Genomic DNA, 19,083 nt, shown 5'->3' with positions numbered 1-19,083 from the left:
CCGGGGCTGCTTTAGTTCCAAGGAGGCGAGATCATGCTCCCGCCTTCAGTTCCCATGGCATTAGGCGTGCCTTTGCGGTCGATAAAGTAGGGCGTCCTGGGTCCAAGGTTGCGGTCGTAAATTTCGCCGTAATTGCCGACTTGCTTGATGGTCTGAGCAACAAAATCGGCGGGAAGGCCAAAGTCCTTGCCAATTGTGCCATCTGCACCGACGAACTTGCGGATGTCGGGGTTGTCGGACTTGTTCTGTTCATCGACTTTGTCGGAAGTGATTCCAGACTCTTCTGCCTGGAAGGTCGCAAAGACGATCCAGCGAAGCGCGTTGCGCCACTTGGAATCGTTGGCAACCACGAAACCTGCAAAGGGCGATTTCGCCAAGATGTCCGGAAGGATGGTATAATCATCGGGCTTGGTGCTGTTGCCACGCCATGATGCCAACGCCGTTTTGTCGGTTAGCATCGCGTCGCAACGACCGCTCGATAGGGCTCCGAAAAGCTTTTCGAGATTTTCGTAGGTGAGAACCTGGTTCTTCCACCCATTCTTCTTCAGGAAAGCTGCGATTTGAGGCTCCGTTCCAGAACCTTGAGTCGTGCAGAGGCTCGCGCCCTCCAATTCAGCAGCCGTTTTAACCTTAGATGCCGTCTTCACCATCACGCCGGTACCGTCCCAGAACGTGATTGGTAGAAAATCGACGGAGATCGCCGATTCACGGACCGGGTAAACGGTAGTGTGAGCGAATACGACATCAACCTGTGAGGTCTGGAGGGCCGTGAAACGGCTCTTGTCAGTAACTGTTACGAAGTTGACTTTTGTTGCGTCGCCCAAAACGGCTGCGGCCACCGCCTTGCAATAGTCGACGTCAAAGCCTTCCATCTTTCCGTTCTTGGTGTTGAGATAACCGAAGCCAGGAGCCGTATTATCCGTGCCGCAGTTCAACGTGCCCCGCTGTTTTACGGTATCAAGGACGCTTGCCTTCGCTGGCACCGTTGCAAGAACTGAAGCTGCAACAGCGGCGAGGAGTAGGGTGCATTTCATTTTGTTCCCCTGTCGTTTGACGGTTTTGAGCTTTGCAGGCGGAATAAATTCTTCCCAGTTTGTACTCTTCGGCCTGCTGATGGGATGATGTTTGACGATTTGATTGAAGTCTAGTTAAATGATTTCAGGTAAATCATTAGCAAAAGTGTGGAATGACCTAACGCATGAATTTTACTCCTCTTTTACTTGGAAGGTCGTTGGATAATGGACGTTCAACGTTTGAGAACCCTGCGCGAGCTGGCAATCAGGGGCACCATGGCAGCCGTTGCCGAGGTCATCAAAATCTCGCCATCAGCGGTATCCCAGCAAATCTCGCTACTAGAGGACGAGGTAGGCGTTCCGCTGATCGAGCGGCGCGGGAGAGGGGTCACCATCACGCCAGCCGGTGAGGTGCTGGTCAATCACGCGGCTCGGCTTCTGAATATCCTAGAAGAGGCGAAGACAGATATCGCAGAGCTAAAAATGACAGTCGCTGGGGACCTGGTACTTTCCGCCTTTCCCTCCATTGCTGCGAGCCTTTTGCCAGGTTCGCTACGTGATCTCCAACTCCGGTATCCCGAGCTGAACGTTTCCGGTGTCGAGATGGAACCGCTTGTCGGTTTAGCGTCCTTGCGTAGCTGGCAGGTCGATCTTGCGATTATCGATGACCTAACCTTGAAGCAAGACAAGATCACAGACACGCTGGAAACGTTTCCGATCTACGAAGACCGCATCGTAACCATCTTCCACAAGAACCATCCTCTTGCGACGAGAAACGACCTAGACCTTTTGGATTTACGGCACGAGTTCTGGGCGATTGATGCTAGGCCGAACACGTTTTCGGACACGCTTTTTGCAATGTGCGCTAACCGTGGATTTAGCCCGAAGGTTATTGGTCGCTTCGACGGCTTTGAGGTGATCTCTGCGATGGTGGCCAGCCAGTGCGCGATCTCGCTTCTTCCACGAATTCGGGCAAACCTCCATAGTGATGAGCTTATCTCGCGCGAGCTTGATCCACCGATCGAGCGTTCGATCATCTTGGCTATACGTAAAGGTGAGTCTAGGCGGCCAACGCTAAAGATACTGATCGAGTCGCTTCGGGACCATGCTAAGCGGATTCGGTTGACCGCAATGCCTGACTACGGTGCCATCAAGCGGTAGTATAAAGGCGGTGGAGCGGTGGAGAACCGGCACCCTAAGCTTGGTGGCATCGTCGATAGCGTCCGGCAAGTTGAAAAGGTTAGTCTCAGCAAAACCGATGCCTCGGCGAAACAGTGCGCTAAACGTCTGCGATCTGTCGGCTAACGATGGACGGCGCGACGATAGCTGCTCGGCCGCGCTTCTTATCGTTCGAGCGACAGTGGTGCAGATCTACATTGCTTTGGAATCAAGCACTCCATGGATCTGCCTAGCTTCGTGCAGTAGTCGGCTGATTTTCGTCGCCGCAGACGCCATGTGCAAGGCGGTGCAGGGATGCGACCGTTGCTCTTCGCGCAACGCTTTGTACCGGCCGCGTCGTTTAGCCCGCCTTATGCTGAGGCTAATACTGCAGGATGATGAGGAGTTAGAGATGAGTTTTGAACTTCCCGCCGATCATATTGACGAAGCAGTTAGCTGGCGCAGACACCTGCACGAAAACCCTGAACTAGGATTTCAGGAGGTAAAGACCTCGGAATTCGTCGCAAGGAAGCTCAACGAATGGGGCTACGATGTGGTTGGCGGCTACGGTAAGACAGGCCTGGTGGGAACCTTGCGTAAAGGTACGTCCTCCCAAACAATTGGAATTCGTGCTGATATGGACGCGCTACCCATTTCGGAAGCGACAGAGTTGCCGTACTCCTCGCGGACGCCCGGAGTGATGCACGCTTGCGGTCACGACGGCCATGTGGCGTCTGCTTTGGCCGCAGCTCGGGCTTTGGCATCAGTCGAATTCAACGGAATAGTGAAGTTCGTATTTCAGCCGGCCGAAGAAAATGAGGGCGGGGCTAGAGCGATGGTGGGAGATGGATTGTTTAGGGATCACCCCATGAGCGCAATCTTCGGCATGCACAATTGGCCTGCCTTACCTGTCGGATCGTTGGTCGCTCGCTCGGACCAGATGATGGCAGCATTCGGCACGTTCGCGATAATCGTTAAAGGTCGCGGGGCCCATGGAGCGATGCCGCACGAAGGGGCAGATCCAGTAGTTGCCTCATCGCAACTTGTCACGGCGCTCCAAACCATTGCGAGCCGAAATATCTCGCCCTTGCAATCGGCCGTCGTCTCCGTCACCCAGATACATGGCGGCGACGCGTGGAACGTGATCCCCGAACGTGTTGTTTTGAGCGGCACCACCCGCTGGTTCGATGACGAGATCGGCATATGTATTGAGAAACGGCTAAAGCACGTAGCAACGTCCGTGGCTGAAGGACTGGGCTGTGAGGCGGAGATTAACTATCAAGTTCGGTATCCTGCCACTATAAATGATCCGACCCAAGCCTCTGTTGTCCGCGAGGCGGCATCTAGATTGACAACCCTTTCAATTGTTGATGCCCTTCCCAGCATGGCCGCAGAGGACTTCGCTTTCATGCTTCAAGACCAGCCAGGTTGCTACTTCTGGCTGGGTGCGGCCCGATCGGGTGGTGAAAACCCAGGACTTCATTCGTCTCGCTACGACTTCAATGATGCGATCTTGCCACAGGCCGCACAAATGTGGGTCGCCCTAGCGCAGTCGATTTTGAGATGAGGGTTACGGTGAGTATCGGCGTGGTTCTTTTTGAGCCTTCAAGCTGGTCCTGTGCAATTTATTAAGGGCTAACCGGCCCATGTACGAGGGCACCATTGTCGCTGTCCGTGGGCCAATCCGGGCAGCGATAACATCGCGGCCGGACAGAATGACATCGTACCATCGTACTCACTTGTGCAACCGGTCAAAACCTCCCGATCCATAACTTAGGATTTTAAGACTGTTCTCATCAGTATTCGACATCTACAAATCGGCATCGGCCCACCCAAACTCGCACACTATGGGTCCAATGATTGCGGCCGCTTTCTTGATGAGGTCAAAAAACGGAGAGTGCTCGCCTGCGCGGAGCAACACTGGATCGACTTATCTAGGGCATCATTACATCGTTCGCTCGCTTACACTGGTGTCGGTCATGCCACGGACCGCGCGCCTTGATCCTTGGACTCTGCGGCTTCCTGCCTGCGACAATCGGTTTGGACGCATCTGGCAGTCCGGCCGAGGTGGATGCTAATTGCCAAGTGAAATCCGATCGCCACCCCGCCTGCCGGTTCGATTCAAAGGTAGACCTGGGTTTACACGGCAAGAAATAGCGCTTGAACATCGTCTTGGGGTGACCTGTGTGGCGAGATCTGTCCAATTGCCTTGTATCGAGCGAAATGCGTTCGGGGCTGTGAAAGCGATTGCAGCAGCGTCGCTAGCACTTCGCCGGATAGCTGCCAGTTCGTAAGTCTGGACGCGCGCATTGAGACGATGCGCCAGACAGGAAACGACATGTCAGTGAAGTGTAAGGGGACGCGCTTGGGCGGGTGAGCGGTCAATGTCCCTGAATGTCGATCGCCGCGAAATACCATCGGTTGAGTGGAGGAAAACGACTTCCAGGAGCGACCTGCCGACGTCCATCTCTTCTGTCAATTTAACGGATCGGTCCACCGGGACGGCCCATCGCCAATCAGCTCGTCGCTTTGGTTTCGCAGCGTGCTTGCCGGTTGGCGATGAGATCGTCGACAACGGCAGGATCGGCAAGCGTCGAGGTATCTCCGAGCGCACCGAAATCGTCTTCGGCGATCTTGCGCAGGATGCGGCGCATGATCTTGCCGGAGCGGGTTTTCGGCAGGCCGGGCGCGAACTGGATCTTGTCGGGCGAAGCGATCGGGCCGATCTCGGCGCGAACATGCTTGACCAGCTGCTGGCGCAGCTCGTCGGAGCCCTGATTGCCGGCCATCAGCGTAACGTAGCAATAGATGCCCTGACCCTTGATCGGATGCGGATAGCCGACGACTGCGGCTTCCGAGACGAGATTGTGCGAGACGAGTGCCGATTCCACTTCGGCGGTGCCGAGCCGGTGGCCGGAGACGTTCAGAACGTCATCGACGCGGCCGGTGATCCAGTGATAGTCATCCTCGTCGCGCCGGCAGCCGTCGCCGGTGAAGTACTTGCCCTTGTAAGTCGAGAAATAGGTCTGGATGAAGCGCTCGTGGTCGCCATAGACGGTGCGCATCTGGCCGGGCCAGCTGTCGGTGATGCAGAGATTGCCGTCGGCTGCCCCTTCCAGCACCTTGCCCTCATTATCGACCAGCTGCGGCTTGACGCCGAAGAACGGCACCGTCGCCGAACCGGGTTTCAGATCGGTCGCACCCGGCAGCGGCGTGATCATGTGGCCGCCGGTCTCCGTCTGCCACCAGGTATCGATGACAGGGCAGCGCTTGTCGCCGACGACGTTGTAATACCACTCCCAGGCTTCCGGGTTGATCGGCTCGCCGACGGTTCCGAGCAGCCGCAGCGACGAGCGCGACGAGCGGGTGACGAAATGATCGCCGGCGCCCATCAGCGAGCGGATCGCCGTCGGTGCGGTGTAGAAGATGTTGACCTTGTGCTTGTCGATAATCTCCCAGAAACGCCCCTGATCCGGGAAGTTCGGCACGCCCTCGAACATCAGCGTCGTCGCGCAGTTCGAAAGCGGTCCGTAGACGATATAGGAGTGACCTGTGACCCAGCCGACATCGGCCGTGCACCAGTAGATATCGCCGGGGTGATAGTCGAAGACATATTCATGCGTCATCGACGCGTAGACGAGATAGCCACCCGTCGTGTGCAGCACGCCCTTCGGCTTGCCGGTCGAGCCGGAGGTGTAGAGGATGAACAGTGGATCTTCCGCCTTCATCTTCACCGGCGGGCACTCGGCCTTCACGGTGGCGACTTCCTGGTGATGCCAGAGATCGCGGCCCGGCGCCCAGCCGATCTTGCAGCCGGTGCGGCGCACGACCAGCACCTTGCTGACATGCACATGCTGGCGGGCGGCGATATGGATGGCCGTATCGGTATTGTCCTTCAGCGGCACCGGCTTGCCGCCGCGCAGACCTTCGTCGCAGGTGATGACGAAGGTGGATTCACAGTCGACGATACGCCCGGCCAGCGCCTCGGGCGAGAAGCCGCCGAAGACCACGGAATGCACCGCGCCGATGCGGGCGCAGGCGAGCATCGCGTAAGCCGCCTCGGGGATCATCGGCATATAGATGGTGACGCGATCGCCCCTCTTGACGCCGTGCTTCTTCAACACATTCGCCATCCGGCAGACGTGCTCGTAGAGCTCGTTATAGGTGATCTTCTTATCGATATAGGGGTTGTCGCCTTCCCAGATGATCGCCACCTGGTCGCCGTTCGTCTTCAGATGGCGGTCGACGCAATTATAGGAAACGTTGGTCTGGCCGTCCTCGAACCATTTGATCGAGACCTTGCCGGTAAAGGAGGTGTTCTTGACCTTGGTATAGGGCTTGAACCAGTCGATCCGCTTGCCGTGCTTGCCCCAGAACTTGTCCGGGTTCTCGACACTTTCTTCGTACCACTTTTCGTATTTCGCCTTGTCGATCAGGGCATGGCTCTTCACCGACTTGCTAACCGGATAAATCTTTTCCGACATTCACCTGTCCCCAATTCCAACCGATAGATGCCGTGACCAGCTGGCCAAGCAGCTGGTGACAATGGCATTCTGAAGAGTTGGTGAATAGGTCAATCCTCAGCAACGACGCGTTGCTGGTTGAGCAATTCGGCTTGACTGGCGTACGCGACTGTTGAAGTCTCTAATGGGCGCCCATGAACTTTAGTCAGCGATTTGCCGGTCATACTCCACCCGGTCAGCTTCCTGGCCGGGATCATTCAGAAATTCTTGCGGAGCGGTTCGTTACTCGACGCCAGTCACGAAGCGATATAGAAGCTCAAGCTGTCCGTCGAGCATCTCCGTTCCTGAGTGGGTGAGGGCGCCTAATTAGTTTCTCAGCCTTCGCCATGAAAGGCGTCACGGCAGGTTTAGTTATCACGTCGGCTACAAGGGTTCCCGCCTTCAAGGTTCTCAGGTTCATGGGCAGCGGATCGCCGTCGCGAAGGCCCGTCGAAGTCGCGTTGATAACGATCGGGAAGTCAGAGAGGTCCGGCTGTTCCTTCGCGCGTACCACTCGCCCAGGATAATAGTCGAGAAGTCGTTCGACAAGCGCTGCCGCGACTTCTGTCTTGCGGTCGAAGATCGTGATCGAATCCAAGCCGCTGTCCAACATGCTTACAGCTATCGAAGAACCAGCTCCGCCGGCGCCAGCGATAAACGCCTGCCTCCCATTGATGTGATGGCCGCGGTTCTTCAGTGCACTCAAGATCGAGCGATCCCACCAGCATTCGCGGGTTGACAAGTTGTCTGCTTAGCTTAATGTAAGACAATCTTAAGCGGCGCGCTTTACCCCGATTGCCGCAAAACCGAAATCGGTTCGGAGGAGGCCCGGCAATCCATGGAATATTTTGTCCAGCAGTTCATAAACGGCATAACGCTAGGTTCCATCTATGGCCTGATCGCGATCGGCTACACGATGGTGTACGGCATTATCGGTATGATCAATTTCGCGCACGGCGACATCTTTATGGTCGGCGCCTTCGCGGCCTTGATTGTTTACCTTATTCTCGGCGCACTGTTTTTTTCCGTGCCAGTCATTGTGGCGCTACTAATCATGATGATCGTGGCCATGTTGTTGACCAGTCTCTACAACTGGACGATCGAAAAGGTAGCCTATCGCCCATTGCGTGGCTCGTTTCGTCTCGCCCCGCTCATCACGGCCATCGGCATGTCAATCGCGCTGTCCAATTTCGTCCAGGTCGCACAGGGTCCCCGAAACAAACCGATTCCCAGGTTGTTTACCGATGTTTATGACGTCGCCGGCGTCGCGATATCACTGAAGCAAATCATTGTGGTTGGAATTACCGCCGTGTTGCTGGCCGTGTTCTGGTATCTCGTCAACCACACTTCGCTTGGACGGGCGCAAAGGGCATGCGAGCAGGATCGCAAGATGGCAGCACTGCTTGGGATCGATGTCGATCGCACGATCTCGATTACATTTGTTATGGGCGCTTCGCTTGCTGCTGTCGCCGGCGCAATGTTTCTGACCTACTACGGGGTGGTATCCTTTTCAGACGGCTTCGTGCCAGGTGTAAAGGCGTTCACCGCCGCGGTGCTGGGTGGAATCGGATCGTTACCAGGTGCCGTCCTCGGGGGACTTTTGATTGGTCTGATCGAGAGCCTTTGGTCAGCCTATTTCTCAGTCGACTACAAGGACGTTGCTGCGTTCTCTATCCTGGCGATCGTCCTGATCTTTTTGCCGACCGGCATACTTGGCCGTCCTGAAGTCGAAAAGGTCTAAGTCAATGACTATAGCAATTACTAACTCGAGCGACGTTAACCTCGTCAGCCCAATGAAGCACGCTTTTCGCGAGGCGCTTTTCGCGGGCGTCATAGCCTTCGGCTTGTTCGTACTCCTTATCGGATTGAAAACCGACCAGAACATTCGTAACGAGCTCGTTCTCGTTCAGCGCTGGGGAACACTCGCGGTTATTGTATGTCTTGTGATGGCTGGCAGGTTTCTTTACGTTGGCTTCATCCAGCAGGCTCTCGAGCGTCGAAAGGCGGCTAAGGCCAAAGCGCCAGCAATCACAATTGTTCCGGGTATCATAAGTCGGAATTCTGGCTCGATTGGTATCGTAGCATTGTTCCTGCTTCCGATCGTCGCTGTATTAGTCTTTGGCTTCCAGGGTTCACTGAAGTGGGTCGATAACTTCGGCATCCAGATTCTGATCTATGTAATGCTGGGCTGGGGCTTGAATATCGTTGTCGGTCTAGCCGGACTACTCGATCTGGGCTACGTTGCCTTCTATGCTGTCGGGGCATATTCATACGCTTTGCTCGGTACGCACTACGGACTGTCTTTCTGGATCCTCCTTCCATGTGCCGGGATTATGGCTGCAACATGGGGCGTCGTACTCGGCTTCCCTGTATTGCGTCTGCGCGGTGACTACCTCGCCATCGTCACGCTGGCCTTTGGGGAAATCATCCGACTAGTTCTGATCAACTGGCGCGAAGTTACCAACGGAGCTGCTGGTATCTCGGGCGTGCCGAAAATATCGTTCTTCGGACTGGCAAGCTTCAACATGGGTGACGCAAATTACATTGGGAAGATTCTCGATATCGCTCCGTCGGGAGCTTATTACAAGATCTTCCTGTACTATCTCATCCTGGCTTTGTGCTTGCTCACTGCGTTTGTAACGATCCGACTACGTCGGCTGCCGGTCGGTCGGGCGTGGGAGGCCTTACGCGAAGACGAAATTGCCTGCCGTTCACTTGGCATCAATACCACGACGACAAAGCTGACCGCGTTCGCCACCGGCGCCATGTTTGCGGGCTTTGCGGGCTCGTTCTTCGCCGCTCGGCAGGGTTTCGTATCACCAGAATCTTTCGTCTATCTGGAGTCGGCAATCGTTCTTGCCATCGTTGTCCTCGGAGGCATGGGATCTCTCGGCGGGATCGCCGTCGCAGCATTCGCCATGATCGGCGGCACGGAAATACTTCGTGAGCTTAGCTTCCTGAAGGCAATTTTCGGCCAGGATTTCACACCTGAACTCTATCGAATGCTGCTGTTCGGCGCGGCGATGGTGGTGGTGATGCTTTGGAAACCTCGTGGGTTCGTTGGCAGCCGTGAACCGACGGCCTTTTTGAAGGAGCGCAAATCGGTGTCTGGTGCCTTCACCAAGGAAGGTCACGGTTAAAATGAACACGAAGGCAAGCGTTTCCATGGACGACACCATCCTCAATGTAGAGCACCTGTCGATGAAGTTTGGCGGACTGATCGCGGTCAATGACCTCTCGTTTCAGGCGCGTCGCGGCGAAATCACCGCCTTGATTGGCCCAAATGGTGCGGGAAAGACGACAGTTTTCAACTGCATAACTGGCTTCTACAAACCAACCGAGGGAATGCTGGCACTTACCAGCAAAACGGGCTCACGCCATCTGCTGGAGCGGCTCGCTAACCATGAAATTCCGGCACGGGCAGGAGTTGCCCGTACATTTCAGAACATTCGATTGTTTTCCGGAATGACGGTTCTAGAGAATCTCCTTGTTGCTCAACACAATAAGCTGATGAGTGCCTCGGGCTATTCTTTTCTTGGCCTGTTTGGAGCGCCCAGGTACAGGCAGGCTGCAGCGCGGTCGATCGAGCTAGCGAGGCATTGGCTTGAGCAGGCCGATCTAACCAACCGTGCTGACGATCCGGCCGGCGACCTTCCGTACGGCGCTCAGCGCCGACTTGAGATTGCACGAGCTATGTGTACAGAACCCGAATTACTCTGCCTTGATGAACCAGCAGCTGGCCTGAACCCCAAGGAATCCTTGGCGCTCAATAATCTTTTGACCGATATCAAGAAAGATTCGGGAACATCAATTCTTCTAATCGAACATGACATGTCAGTGGTTATGCAAATCTCCGACCATGTCGTGGTGCTCGAATATGGCAGCAAAATCTCAGAAGGTGATCCGCAGTCGGTCCGTAGCGATCCGCGCGTAATTGCGGCCTACCTGGGTGTCGAAGATGAGGAGGTGGAAACTGTCCTCACTGAAGTCGGCGATGAGGACGTCATCGACAAGCTGGATATCGGGTCGCAACCGGCGCACGATCCAAACCACTCCCCGAGCTCCTTCCAAGCGGAAAAAACGATCGAAAAGGCCGTGGTGCCTAATCCGGAAAAGCCTGAAGGAGACAGATAATGGCGGGAACAATGCTGCTCGATATCAAGGGCGTTCAGACCTATTACGGGAATATCCGCGCGCTGAATGGCGTTGATGTCAGTGTTAAGCAAGGTGAAATCGTGGCGCTTATCGGAGCCAACGGTGCCGGTAAATCAACGTTGATGATGACGATATTCGGATCACCGCGGGCCCGGGCTGGCACGATCACGTTCGCCGGCACAGATATAACTCAAATGCCTCCGCACGAAATTGCCAGGATGCGCATCGCGCAGTCGCCAGAGGGCCGCCGAATCTTCGCCCGGATGACGGTTATGGAAAACCTGCAAATGGGCGCCAGCCTTGATAACCTCAAACATTATTCGGACGATGTGGAGCAGGTTTTTACGCTATTTCCGAGGCTAAAGGAGCGCATCGGACAGCGTGGCGGAACTCTATCAGGTGGCGAGCAGCAGATGCTCTCGATCGGTCGCGCACTAATGGCAAGGCCAAAACTATTGCTGCTCGACGAGCCGTCGCTGGGGCTTGCGCCGTTGATCGTCAAGCAGATCTTCGATGCAATTCGTGTACTAAATAAGACGCAAGGACTAACCGTATTCCTCGTGGAACAAAACGCATTCGGCGCGCTCAAACTGGCAGACCGTGGCTATGTAATGGTCAATGGTAACGTGACAATGAGTGGGTCCGGCAAGGAACTACTAGCGAATCCGGAAGTAAGAGCGGCTTATCTTGAAGGCGGTCATCACTAAGATCGGGAAGATCAATCATGCAGAATATTTTCTACGAGGAAACGTCGATTTGGCAGTTCCTATTTGTCACCTGCTTGCTCGGCGGGTGGGCGGCGTGGATGACCGGCAAGGCGGCAGCGCGAACCTGGACAAGCTATCTCAAACTGTTTTTCTACATATTAGGGCTCGGAGTTGGAATCAGGTTCATCCATCACGCCTTGTTCCAGGGAAGCATGGTTTCCATACATTACTTCATCGTTGATATCATAGTGTTGATGATCCTTGGCTTTCTCGGTTATCAATACACGCGCACCAATCAGATGGTGGGTCAATATCGCTGGCTTTATCGAAAGACTTCATTGTTTAGCTGGAAACCGAAAACTTGATTTCCACTGTGGTTTGTAGGCGGCGGCTTTGGCAACATCAGCTGAAGGCGCCTCCACTCCTTGCGGCAGGCGAATAGATTCTCGATCCTGTTGCGCCGGCGAAGCTGCTGGACACGATGTTTTGCACGGGGCGGGGTAAAAATAAGGTCGCCCTCCAATCTGTCGGCCTTTGCCGGGCGCGGAACTGCGCGCTCTGTCGGTCAGCGGAAGGCGAACAGGTGAAGTTGCACAAGAACAGGAGACGCCCTTTTGTAATCGATGGCCATTTACTCGGCCAAGTAACAGGAGCCGGCCCTCGTTGTCTTAGCAACCATCGAAGCTTGTTGGTCAGGCGACCTCGGCCACCCTCAGACATTGGGATGGACTATTGCCATTTTTGGCAGCCTTTCCGCTGCGACGCGCTTTGAGCTAGACTGCATCGATCATCAGTTCGTCGCTTCCGACCTGTGCCGCCAGCTCGGCCAGGGTATTATTGAACGGAGCACGCCTCAAAGTTCTGACGTGACGCCGGATCTCAAGGATCTCGGCGGCATATTCGCCCCTAAGGCCGGGCCGGTAGAGGAATACCGCTCCTGACGGCGCGGAGCCTTTCAGCCGCGGGCGTCACGTAAAACCGCCCAGAGATAATGCGTCCTCGTCTTGCCTTCGCCCCGGACCACCGGCGCGGTCGTCTCATCCCCATCGAGCCTAGTGCTTTCCAACAAGAGCCTCTTTGGCATGTGGTCGACGACCGGTGCGATTTCCCGACCCATGCGCCACATCCGATCCGGAAAGGACGGTGCAGTCGATTGGCACCCCGTGTCTCGGGATCTCAAATAAATATTTGACAAAATGTCAGACAATATTAATGTAATTCAATCTTTCGAAACCGTGCTTTGCTGGTAAGGCTCGGTGTCCGTTGTAGCGATGCAAGGATCGACAGATAGGCTTCAAAAAGAGGGAACTATACCATGAGAAAAATGTTGCTCTCCGCGATTGCAGCAGGCGCGATTGTCGCGTTCAGCTCCCCTGCGTTCGCTGATGTTTTAATGGGTGTTGCCGGTCCTGTTACCGGGCCAGGTGCTGCGTTTGGCGCCCAACTAAAACGCGGAGCGGAAAAGGCGGCTGCCGACATCAATGCCGCCGGCGGTATAAATGGTGAGAAAATTTTGCTGGAAATCGGGGATGATGCATCCGATCCGAAGCAAGGCATCTCGGTGGCTAACAAATTCGTCGCCGACAATATCAAGTTCGTCGTAGGGCATTACAATTCTGGAGTCTCAATGCCGGCCTCGGAGGTCTATGCTGAAAACGGCATACTTGAGATCAGCCCCTCGTCGACTATTCCTGATTTTACCGAACGCGGCCTATGGAACGTTTTCCGTACATGCGGGCGCGATGACCAGCAGGGAAAAGTGGCTGGCGAATATATTGCGGCTCATTTCAAGGACGGAAAGGTGGCGATCATCAACGATAAGTCAGCCTTCGGCCAGGGCATGGCTGCTCAGGTGAAAAAGGCGATGAATGCCGGTGGTGTTACGGAAGTCATGTACGATGCCGTTAACGTTGGCGAGAAGGACTTTTCGGCGCTGGTTTCCAAAATGAAGGATAGTGGCGTTACATTGATTTACTACGCAGGCTATTACGCTGAAGCGGGCCTCATATCGCGCCAAATCGCCGACCAGGGACTGAAGGCAGTGTTGATGGGTGGAGACGATCTAGCCACGGCTGAGTTCGCGGCTGTTGCGAGCGATGCTGCGGAAGGTGCATTGTTTACCTTCGCGCCTGATCCTCGCAAAAACCCAGAGGCCGCGGATATCGTGAAGAAGTTCCGTGACGACGGTTTTGAACCTGAAGCTTATACGCTTTATAGCTATGCAGCTGTCCAAATCATTGCTCAGGCGGCAACGGCTGCAAAGAGTCTCGACCCCCAAAGCGTTGCCGAAGCGATTCACTCCAAAGGTCCTTTCAAAACCGTCATCGGTGACATCAGCTATGACGCTAAAGGAGACATCACGCGAGCGGACTATGTCGTTTACCGCTGGATGAAAAGCAGTGACGGGACCTACAACTACGAACAAGTTAATTAATATCGTCTTGGCCTCGGATCCGTGACCTCCCATCGGAAAGGCCCGCGCCGAGCAACAGGTTTGTTGCTCGGCGCTGTTTCGCCCTCAGGCCTGACCGACCACTATATGTGTTATGCGGCAGAACCGCCCTACGGGCTTTACGAATTTCAACGCAGAAATCAGTAGGTGTGTTACCGGCACCTTTCCGAGCGGCGACGTCATTGAAGTTCTTGGATTGAAAAACCAGTGGACCAGGCGAAGGACGTACAAGAAAACCGGCCAGATGAACGATGATCCAATCATCAGATTTAGATCTGTGGACTGTTTATATTCTCGGCTTGACCGAAGAATTCAGTGACCGCCAGTATGCCCCATCTACGCAGATCGCTCTCGGCCCGGCTGCGTGTGAGGATGACTAACGCGGGTTCATAGAGAAGCGAACGCACATAGGTGTCTCCACGTTGGGAGATATGGCCATCATAGTCTACCTCGCCTGATTGATAGCGCCGCGTCATCAATCCCAGCCATGCGCCTACCGAGCGCGATCGCTTGAATTTCGCTGGATCCTCGACGGCAGTTAGGTAGGCAGTGGCTGTGATCGCACCAATGCCGCGCGACCTCAGCAACTAACATTGCTGGTTTCTACGCGCTTCGGCGAGGAGCTGCTGCCCGACCTGACCGCCTGGAGGCGCAGGTACGCCACGCTTCGAGGAAGGGCAGGATTATCCGCGAAAGGCTGGCGTTGTCAGCTTGGAGGGAGTGAACATTCGCCTCGAACTTGCCGCCCATACTGCACGGAACGATAAGGCCGAACGTCTTCATCAATCCCCAAATCTGGTTCGCGACCTCCAGCGTCGTTCGCATGAGTTTCGTTCGAGCCGCAACCAATGTCCGAGAAAGCATGCTGTCGAAGGCCTTTACTCGGACTTCGCGGAAGAGACCGACCTCCGCCAGATGCGCGAGCCCGTCGGCGTCGTTGGCGTCAGTTTGGTTGGCCGCCATATCGAGCGCTGCTTTGGCGTGACGGGCGTCGACGCAAATAGCAGGCAATCCCTCGGCGCGAAGCGCATGATAGAACCATACCCAGAGAAGGCCCGTTCCGAACACCGCGCGCTCCGCATTTGGTGCTCGCATGCGTACAAGTTCGTTTATGGCGGCGGGATCAGAGGCACACTTCCCGCGCCAGATCCGCTTGCCCGCGCGACGGATCGAAGATCGAAATTACTGTCTCTTTATTGATACGTCGAGACCGATATACTCTGTCATGGCTATGCTTTGATGCTGGGCGCGGCGTCGAGTCGAGAGCCCGTATCTCATCATATCGGGGAGCAGCCACCTTCCGAGGTCATGATCGGGTCTTGAGAGGCCTCGTGCCCGCGATTACACCATGTATGTCCGTCTTCGAGACTGATCAATTTCTGTTAAGGCCGCTCAGCACGAGTTCGCTCGGATCGTGCGAGACATTGAAAGGACCCACCCGCGAAGCGCGTTAGTGCGCCGCCACTGTCGGCCGCGAGGACGGCCGCGCTTTCGGCACAGCCCTCCACAGCCTAAAGCGGCGCTTGCAAAATGGGAGGGCGGCTTTAAACACGGGTTTTGGCTGAAGAGCTTCCCCCAAACTAAGCTAAAACAGCTCCGGCAGTCCTCACCTTGTAGGTCTTGGCTGGTGTTATTTCCTGAGCGACTAAAGTTGCTAGCACTCTCAGTGCTTATGTACTAGGCGCTCGCCGGAATGCGGGATGTCCTGTTGCATTCCGGCCAACGAGAGATCGATTAGTGGCCTATACTAGAAAAGTCTTGCGTCACATTGCTTTTGGCCACTCTGACTTTCCGCATAGTCTCGGGTGTATTCCTGCTTCGACCGACGAAGCGTGGAATACCATCAGTCAGGACTGCACCCACGGCCGGGATGTCGCCGTTCTTGAGGCCGGACATGGCGTCCGCCTTCGAGCCGCCCATACAAGCATCGATCAGCACGATATCGGCGTCACGGCCCTTCGCGATGATACCGCTGTTGAGACGGTACACGCGTGCATTGTTTCCGGTTGCCGCCGCAATGGCGATTTCCGGAGCAACGTTACCTAGGGAGGCGAGATGACTGATCGTATAGAGCATCCCGAGCGGCATTATCCCGCTGCCCGTGGGTGTGTCAGTCGCAATCAACAACCTGGCGAGTTGATCCGATCCGGCCAGAAGATCAGAAACAAGAAGGGTCGTGCGCAAATTTCCGGCCGTGCAAATCTGCAAAGCCATGTCCGATTCGTTGACCAGTCGGCCAAAGTCCTCATCAGGCATTGCAATTGGCCCGCCATTCACATGATAGGAGACGTCGGGTTTAATACGAAGTAGGTGATCGGCCCAAATCCCGGAGGATCCAGGGATCGACGCACCGCCCGTGTGCACCATCGAGACCATGCCATGGCGCCGTGCTAGCGCAACGAGCGGCGCATATTCGTAGGGTGAAGAGAAAGCGCCGAAACCTGCCTTGACCATCCAAACCCCGGCAGCCACCAGGTCAGAAAAGTCATCGTCCTGGAGCCCTGGCTCGAGAATGAGAGACCCTGCGTGGACGCGCATCCCACCTGGACGATAGTTCTGGAAGCATTTTGAGGCTGCAACCGCGAGTGCCTTCACACCCACAACGTCCTTGGGCCGCCCGGGTACGTGAACCTCCGATGCGCTGATAGAAGTTGTCACCCCACCGTGAACATAGCTTTCAAGAAAGCCGACTGTCTTTTGGCGAGGTGTGTAATCCCCGAAAGTCACGTGGACATGGGAGTCGATCAGGCCTGGGATAGCGATAGTTCCGTTCGCGTCGATGATGACATCACACTGCTCAACGTCGGCAGCAACAATGTTGCCGACTGCTTCAATTTTGCCATCCGACGTGATGATCGTATCGCCATCAGCAAGAGGCTTCGTGAGGTCGCCAGTTACTATCGACCCGATATTAACAATCGCCGTCTTCATTACGCGCCCTTATGCTCCAGCCGCTTTGGCTCCGAGGCTCCTATTCCGTCCAGACACCTCTTCGTGCGTGAGCCCCCCAACGCGCGCATTAATACGCCCGTTGCTCACCAGGCAGAAGATGATCGCGATCTCGTCGGGCATGGGCGTACCTTGTAAGGTAATCGTCATTCCGTCGTAATGCGATCGCACATACACATCGTCTTTGTGATTCATGGGAATATCGATCGTGCTGCCAGGTGAAACAACCTTCTGCATCGAGGAAATCCAAGCTTCCCCTCCACCGATCGCATCGCGGATCGGGTTTGCAAACACGGTGGTGAGTAGCGCGTTGGCGTGCTCCTGCTCGCCATCCAGGCCGACTAGCGCACCCTTGCCGTATCCTTGGGCGGTGTAGTCGCCGAGTGCCTGCCGAGCCATTTGTCCCATATGCCGCCCGAGCTCCACGCTCTCTTTCGTCAACGGTGAAAGATCTTTCACGAAGCCCGCGGAGGCGTATGGGTTCTCTAGAACCGCGATGACCGCAACTTTACGGACAGGCGTCGGTGCCAACTGACCCGCTTCTTCGAACTTGTCTTCGATTATAGTGAATGTGCGGCGGATGTTCAGATTGTTCACGGCAAAATTTCTCCTGGTGTTTAATCCCTCTTTATTTCTAGCAGATCGTCTGACATTCTGTCAATCTTAGTTGATGCAAGGCTGACATAAATCAGCTAGATGTTGAACAAGCTAAGGAGGCTGGTATACGATGACACTTATGGATCTTCGCGTCTCACCGAAGACTGTGCAGCAGCAGACTGTTGAGAAGCTACGGCAGGCGATTATCACCGGAATGTTCAAGCCTGGAGACCGCTTACTCGAGGCAGAACTTTGTGGACTCTTAGGTGTAAGCCGACCCTCTGTCCGCGAAGCGTTACGGAGCTTGGAAGCGGAGCGGTTAGTTGCGATTGTCCCGAACAAAGGTCCCCATATCCCGATTTTGACTTGGGAGCAGGCGACTGAAATCTATAAGGTGCGTGCCTTATTGGAAGGAGAGGCCGCGTCTCTCGCCGCGCACACTAGAACCGACGACTCGATCAAGAAAATGCGCCGTGCGTTAAGCGCTTTTGATAAGGCCGGGCGAAGTGGCGACGCTGCCGGCCAAGTGAGTTCGACCGCTGATTTTTACGCCGAAATCCTTCGATCCTGCAACAACAGCATCATCGAGGAGATTTTAAGTGGGTTGCTGGCGCGCATAAACCTGTTACGAGCTCGATCGATGTCAATGCCGGGTAGAGCCAAGATCAGCCTTGAAGAGATGACTGCAATACTTGGCGCAATCGAAGCCCGTGACAGTGATGCTGCTCGCGTTGCTGCTATCTACCATGTTGATCAAGCGTATGCGTCTGCTGGTCAGGCGTACCGCCGCGAGCCTTCCCGATGATGAAAAGCCGCCCTCGGAAAATGGGCGGCTTTGAAAACTAGAGCGTGTGGAGAAGCTGGCGGATTGAAGCAATGACCGCGCTGTTGCTGGTCACCACCGGCACTCCGAATTCGCGCTCCAGCATTGGTTGGGCTTCCAATGCTCGAAAATTCGTACACGAGACCAGAAGTAAATCGAAATCAATGCCCGTCAAATTTGTGCGGCTGAAGTCAACGATTTCCTCTGGAGTGGGTTCGCACAGTCTAACATTGTCGCTAATACCCATGCCGGCCGCGCGCACAACATGGCGGGTTGCGGATTGAGCGGCGCGCGCGACCGAATTAGTGAGATCTTCGACGTACGGAGTGATCACCGCGAGCCGCTGCCCAGGCAGCGCATCCAGTTGTTGGCCGACAGCTGTCAGCACGCCAAGCGTTGGAGCCCGCGCAATCGCACTAAGCTTGTCGCATACGTCGGCATCATAAGCCGTCCCAAATAGCGATCCGGCCGACGTGCACCCAAACACTACAAGGTCAGGGTTAAGAGTCCCGAGATCCCTCGCGGCCTCTGGTGCATAAGTTTCCACCATGGAGATTTCGGCTGCCCGCGTGGTCTCTACCATGTACATACGAGCCGTATGTACATCGTATTCCCTCGATAGCTCCCGGTTGAAATCAAGCTCCATAACCGTATTCGATGAGGGCACCATCAAACCAACACGTGGTCGGCGGTCGTTCTTTCGTTCTTTTGCTTCAGTCATTTGCGC

At 55.3% G+C, this 19,083-nt stretch carries 15 protein-coding genes and 3 pseudogenes; 10 read left to right on the top strand and 8 right to left on the bottom strand.

Features of this window, described 5'->3' with window-relative positions:
• Positions 1-11: 11 nt before the first annotated feature.
• Positions 12-1,034 (bottom strand): transporter substrate-binding domain-containing protein, encoded by a 1,023-nt coding sequence (locus ATY79_RS16390; RefSeq protein ID WP_088704438.1) that lies wholly within the window; start codon positions 1,032-1,034, stop codon positions 12-14.
• 204 nt (positions 1,035-1,238) lie between these two features.
• On the opposite strand from ATY79_RS16390, the gene ATY79_RS16385 reads away from it, so the two are divergent.
• From ATY79_RS16385 to ATY79_RS16375, 3 genes and pseudogenes are all read left to right on the top strand, one after another.
• Entirely contained in the window at positions 1,239-2,174 is a 936-nt protein-coding gene (locus ATY79_RS16385) for a LysR family transcriptional regulator (protein ID WP_088704437.1), read from the top strand.
• A 409-nt stretch (positions 2,175-2,583) separates the two neighbouring features.
• Positions 2,584-3,738 (top strand): M20 aminoacylase family protein, encoded by a 1,155-nt coding sequence (locus ATY79_RS16380; protein WP_088704453.1) that lies wholly within the window; start codon positions 2,584-2,586, stop codon positions 3,736-3,738.
• 583 nt (positions 3,739-4,321) lie between these two features.
• A pseudogene (locus ATY79_RS16375) lies at positions 4,322-4,548 on the top strand (L-serine ammonia-lyase, iron-sulfur-dependent, subunit alpha); the annotation flags it as partial.
• A 139-nt stretch (positions 4,549-4,687) separates the two neighbouring features.
• On the opposite strand, the gene acs reads toward ATY79_RS16375, so the two are convergent.
• Together acs and ATY79_RS16365 are read right to left on the bottom strand one after the other, a co-directional pair.
• Positions 4,688-6,655 carry an acetate--CoA ligase gene (acs, locus tag ATY79_RS16370; protein ID WP_088704436.1) on the bottom strand — a complete coding sequence of 656 codons (1,968 nt, stop codon included), beginning with the start codon at positions 6,653-6,655 and terminating at the stop codon, positions 4,688-4,690.
• Positions 6,656-6,950: 295 nt separating this feature from the next.
• A complete protein-coding gene (locus tag ATY79_RS16365) occupies positions 6,951-7,379 on the bottom strand; it encodes a hypothetical protein (RefSeq protein WP_189638031.1) in 429 nt (142 codons plus the stop codon).
• 132 nt (positions 7,380-7,511) lie between these two features.
• Here ATY79_RS16365 and ATY79_RS16360 point away from each other — a divergent pair, with 132 nt between their 5' ends.
• The 5 genes from ATY79_RS16360 to ATY79_RS16340 are packed head-to-tail and all read left to right on the top strand — an operon-like array spanning position 7,512 to position 11,900.
• Positions 7,512-8,414 carry a branched-chain amino acid ABC transporter permease LivH gene (locus ATY79_RS16360; protein ID WP_088704434.1) on the top strand — a complete coding sequence of 301 codons (903 nt, stop codon included), beginning with the start codon at positions 7,512-7,514 and terminating at the stop codon, positions 8,412-8,414.
• A gap of 52 nt (positions 8,415-8,466) precedes the next feature.
• Positions 8,467-9,813: a high-affinity branched-chain amino acid ABC transporter permease LivM gene (gene livM / locus ATY79_RS16355; RefSeq protein ID WP_189638037.1), complete on the top strand. Its 1,347-nt coding sequence runs from the start codon at positions 8,467-8,469 to the stop codon at positions 9,811-9,813.
• A 1-nt stretch (position 9,814) separates the two neighbouring features.
• Positions 9,815-10,807, top strand: a complete 993-nt coding sequence (locus ATY79_RS16350) for an ABC transporter ATP-binding protein (RefSeq protein WP_088704432.1) — start codon at positions 9,815-9,817, stop codon at positions 10,805-10,807.
• A complete protein-coding gene (locus tag ATY79_RS16345; protein ID WP_088704431.1) occupies positions 10,807-11,535 on the top strand; it encodes an ABC transporter ATP-binding protein in 729 nt (242 codons plus the stop codon). Before ATY79_RS16350 ends, ATY79_RS16345 begins: the two co-directional genes overlap by 1 nt.
• A gap of 17 nt (positions 11,536-11,552) precedes the next feature.
• Entirely contained in the window at positions 11,553-11,900 is a 348-nt protein-coding gene (locus ATY79_RS16340) for a DUF6867 family protein (RefSeq protein WP_088704430.1), read from the top strand.
• Positions 11,901-12,413: 513 nt separating this feature from the next.
• Here ATY79_RS16340 and ATY79_RS16335 read toward each other — a convergent pair.
• Positions 12,414-12,710, bottom strand: a pseudogene (locus tag ATY79_RS16335) (transposase); the annotation flags it as partial.
• A gap of 140 nt (positions 12,711-12,850) precedes the next feature.
• On the opposite strand from ATY79_RS16335, the gene ATY79_RS16330 reads away from it, so the two are divergent.
• A complete protein-coding gene (locus tag ATY79_RS16330; RefSeq protein WP_088704429.1) occupies positions 12,851-13,969 on the top strand; it encodes a branched-chain amino acid ABC transporter substrate-binding protein in 1,119 nt (372 codons plus the stop codon).
• 287 nt (positions 13,970-14,256) lie between these two features.
• Here the strand turns inward: ATY79_RS16330 and ATY79_RS16325 are convergent.
• From ATY79_RS16325 to ATY79_RS16315, 3 genes and pseudogenes are all read right to left on the bottom strand, one after another.
• Positions 14,257-15,157, bottom strand: a pseudogene (locus ATY79_RS16325) (IS110 family transposase).
• Between the two features lie 564 nt (positions 15,158-15,721).
• Positions 15,722-16,918: an amidohydrolase family protein gene (locus tag ATY79_RS16320; RefSeq protein ID WP_088704428.1), complete on the bottom strand. Its 1,197-nt coding sequence runs from the start codon at positions 16,916-16,918 to the stop codon at positions 15,722-15,724.
• A gap of 9 nt (positions 16,919-16,927) precedes the next feature.
• Positions 16,928-17,533 carry an amino acid synthesis family protein gene (locus ATY79_RS16315; protein WP_088704427.1) on the bottom strand — a complete coding sequence of 202 codons (606 nt, stop codon included), beginning with the start codon at positions 17,531-17,533 and terminating at the stop codon, positions 16,928-16,930.
• 130 nt (positions 17,534-17,663) lie between these two features.
• Between ATY79_RS16315 and ATY79_RS16310 the strand changes: the two genes are divergently transcribed.
• The gene (locus ATY79_RS16310) at positions 17,664-18,338 is read left to right on the top strand and encodes a GntR family transcriptional regulator (RefSeq protein ID WP_088704426.1); all 675 of its coding nucleotides are present in this window, start codon (positions 17,664-17,666) and stop codon (positions 18,336-18,338) included.
• Positions 18,339-18,375: 37 nt separating this feature from the next.
• On the opposite strand, the gene ATY79_RS16305 is transcribed toward ATY79_RS16310, so the two are convergent.
• The gene (locus ATY79_RS16305; protein WP_210421406.1) at positions 18,376-19,077 is read right to left on the bottom strand and encodes an aspartate/glutamate racemase family protein; all 702 of its coding nucleotides are present in this window, start codon (positions 19,075-19,077) and stop codon (positions 18,376-18,378) included.
• Positions 19,078-19,083 lie beyond the last annotated feature (6 nt).

Origin of the sequence: Rhizobium sp. R693 (assembly GCF_002211315.1) — a bacterium.
Taxonomy (GTDB): Bacteria; Pseudomonadota; Alphaproteobacteria; order Rhizobiales; family Rhizobiaceae; genus Rhizobium.
The sequence above is the reverse complement of the archived record's forward strand: the minus strand, read 5'-3'. Positions and strand labels throughout refer to the sequence as shown.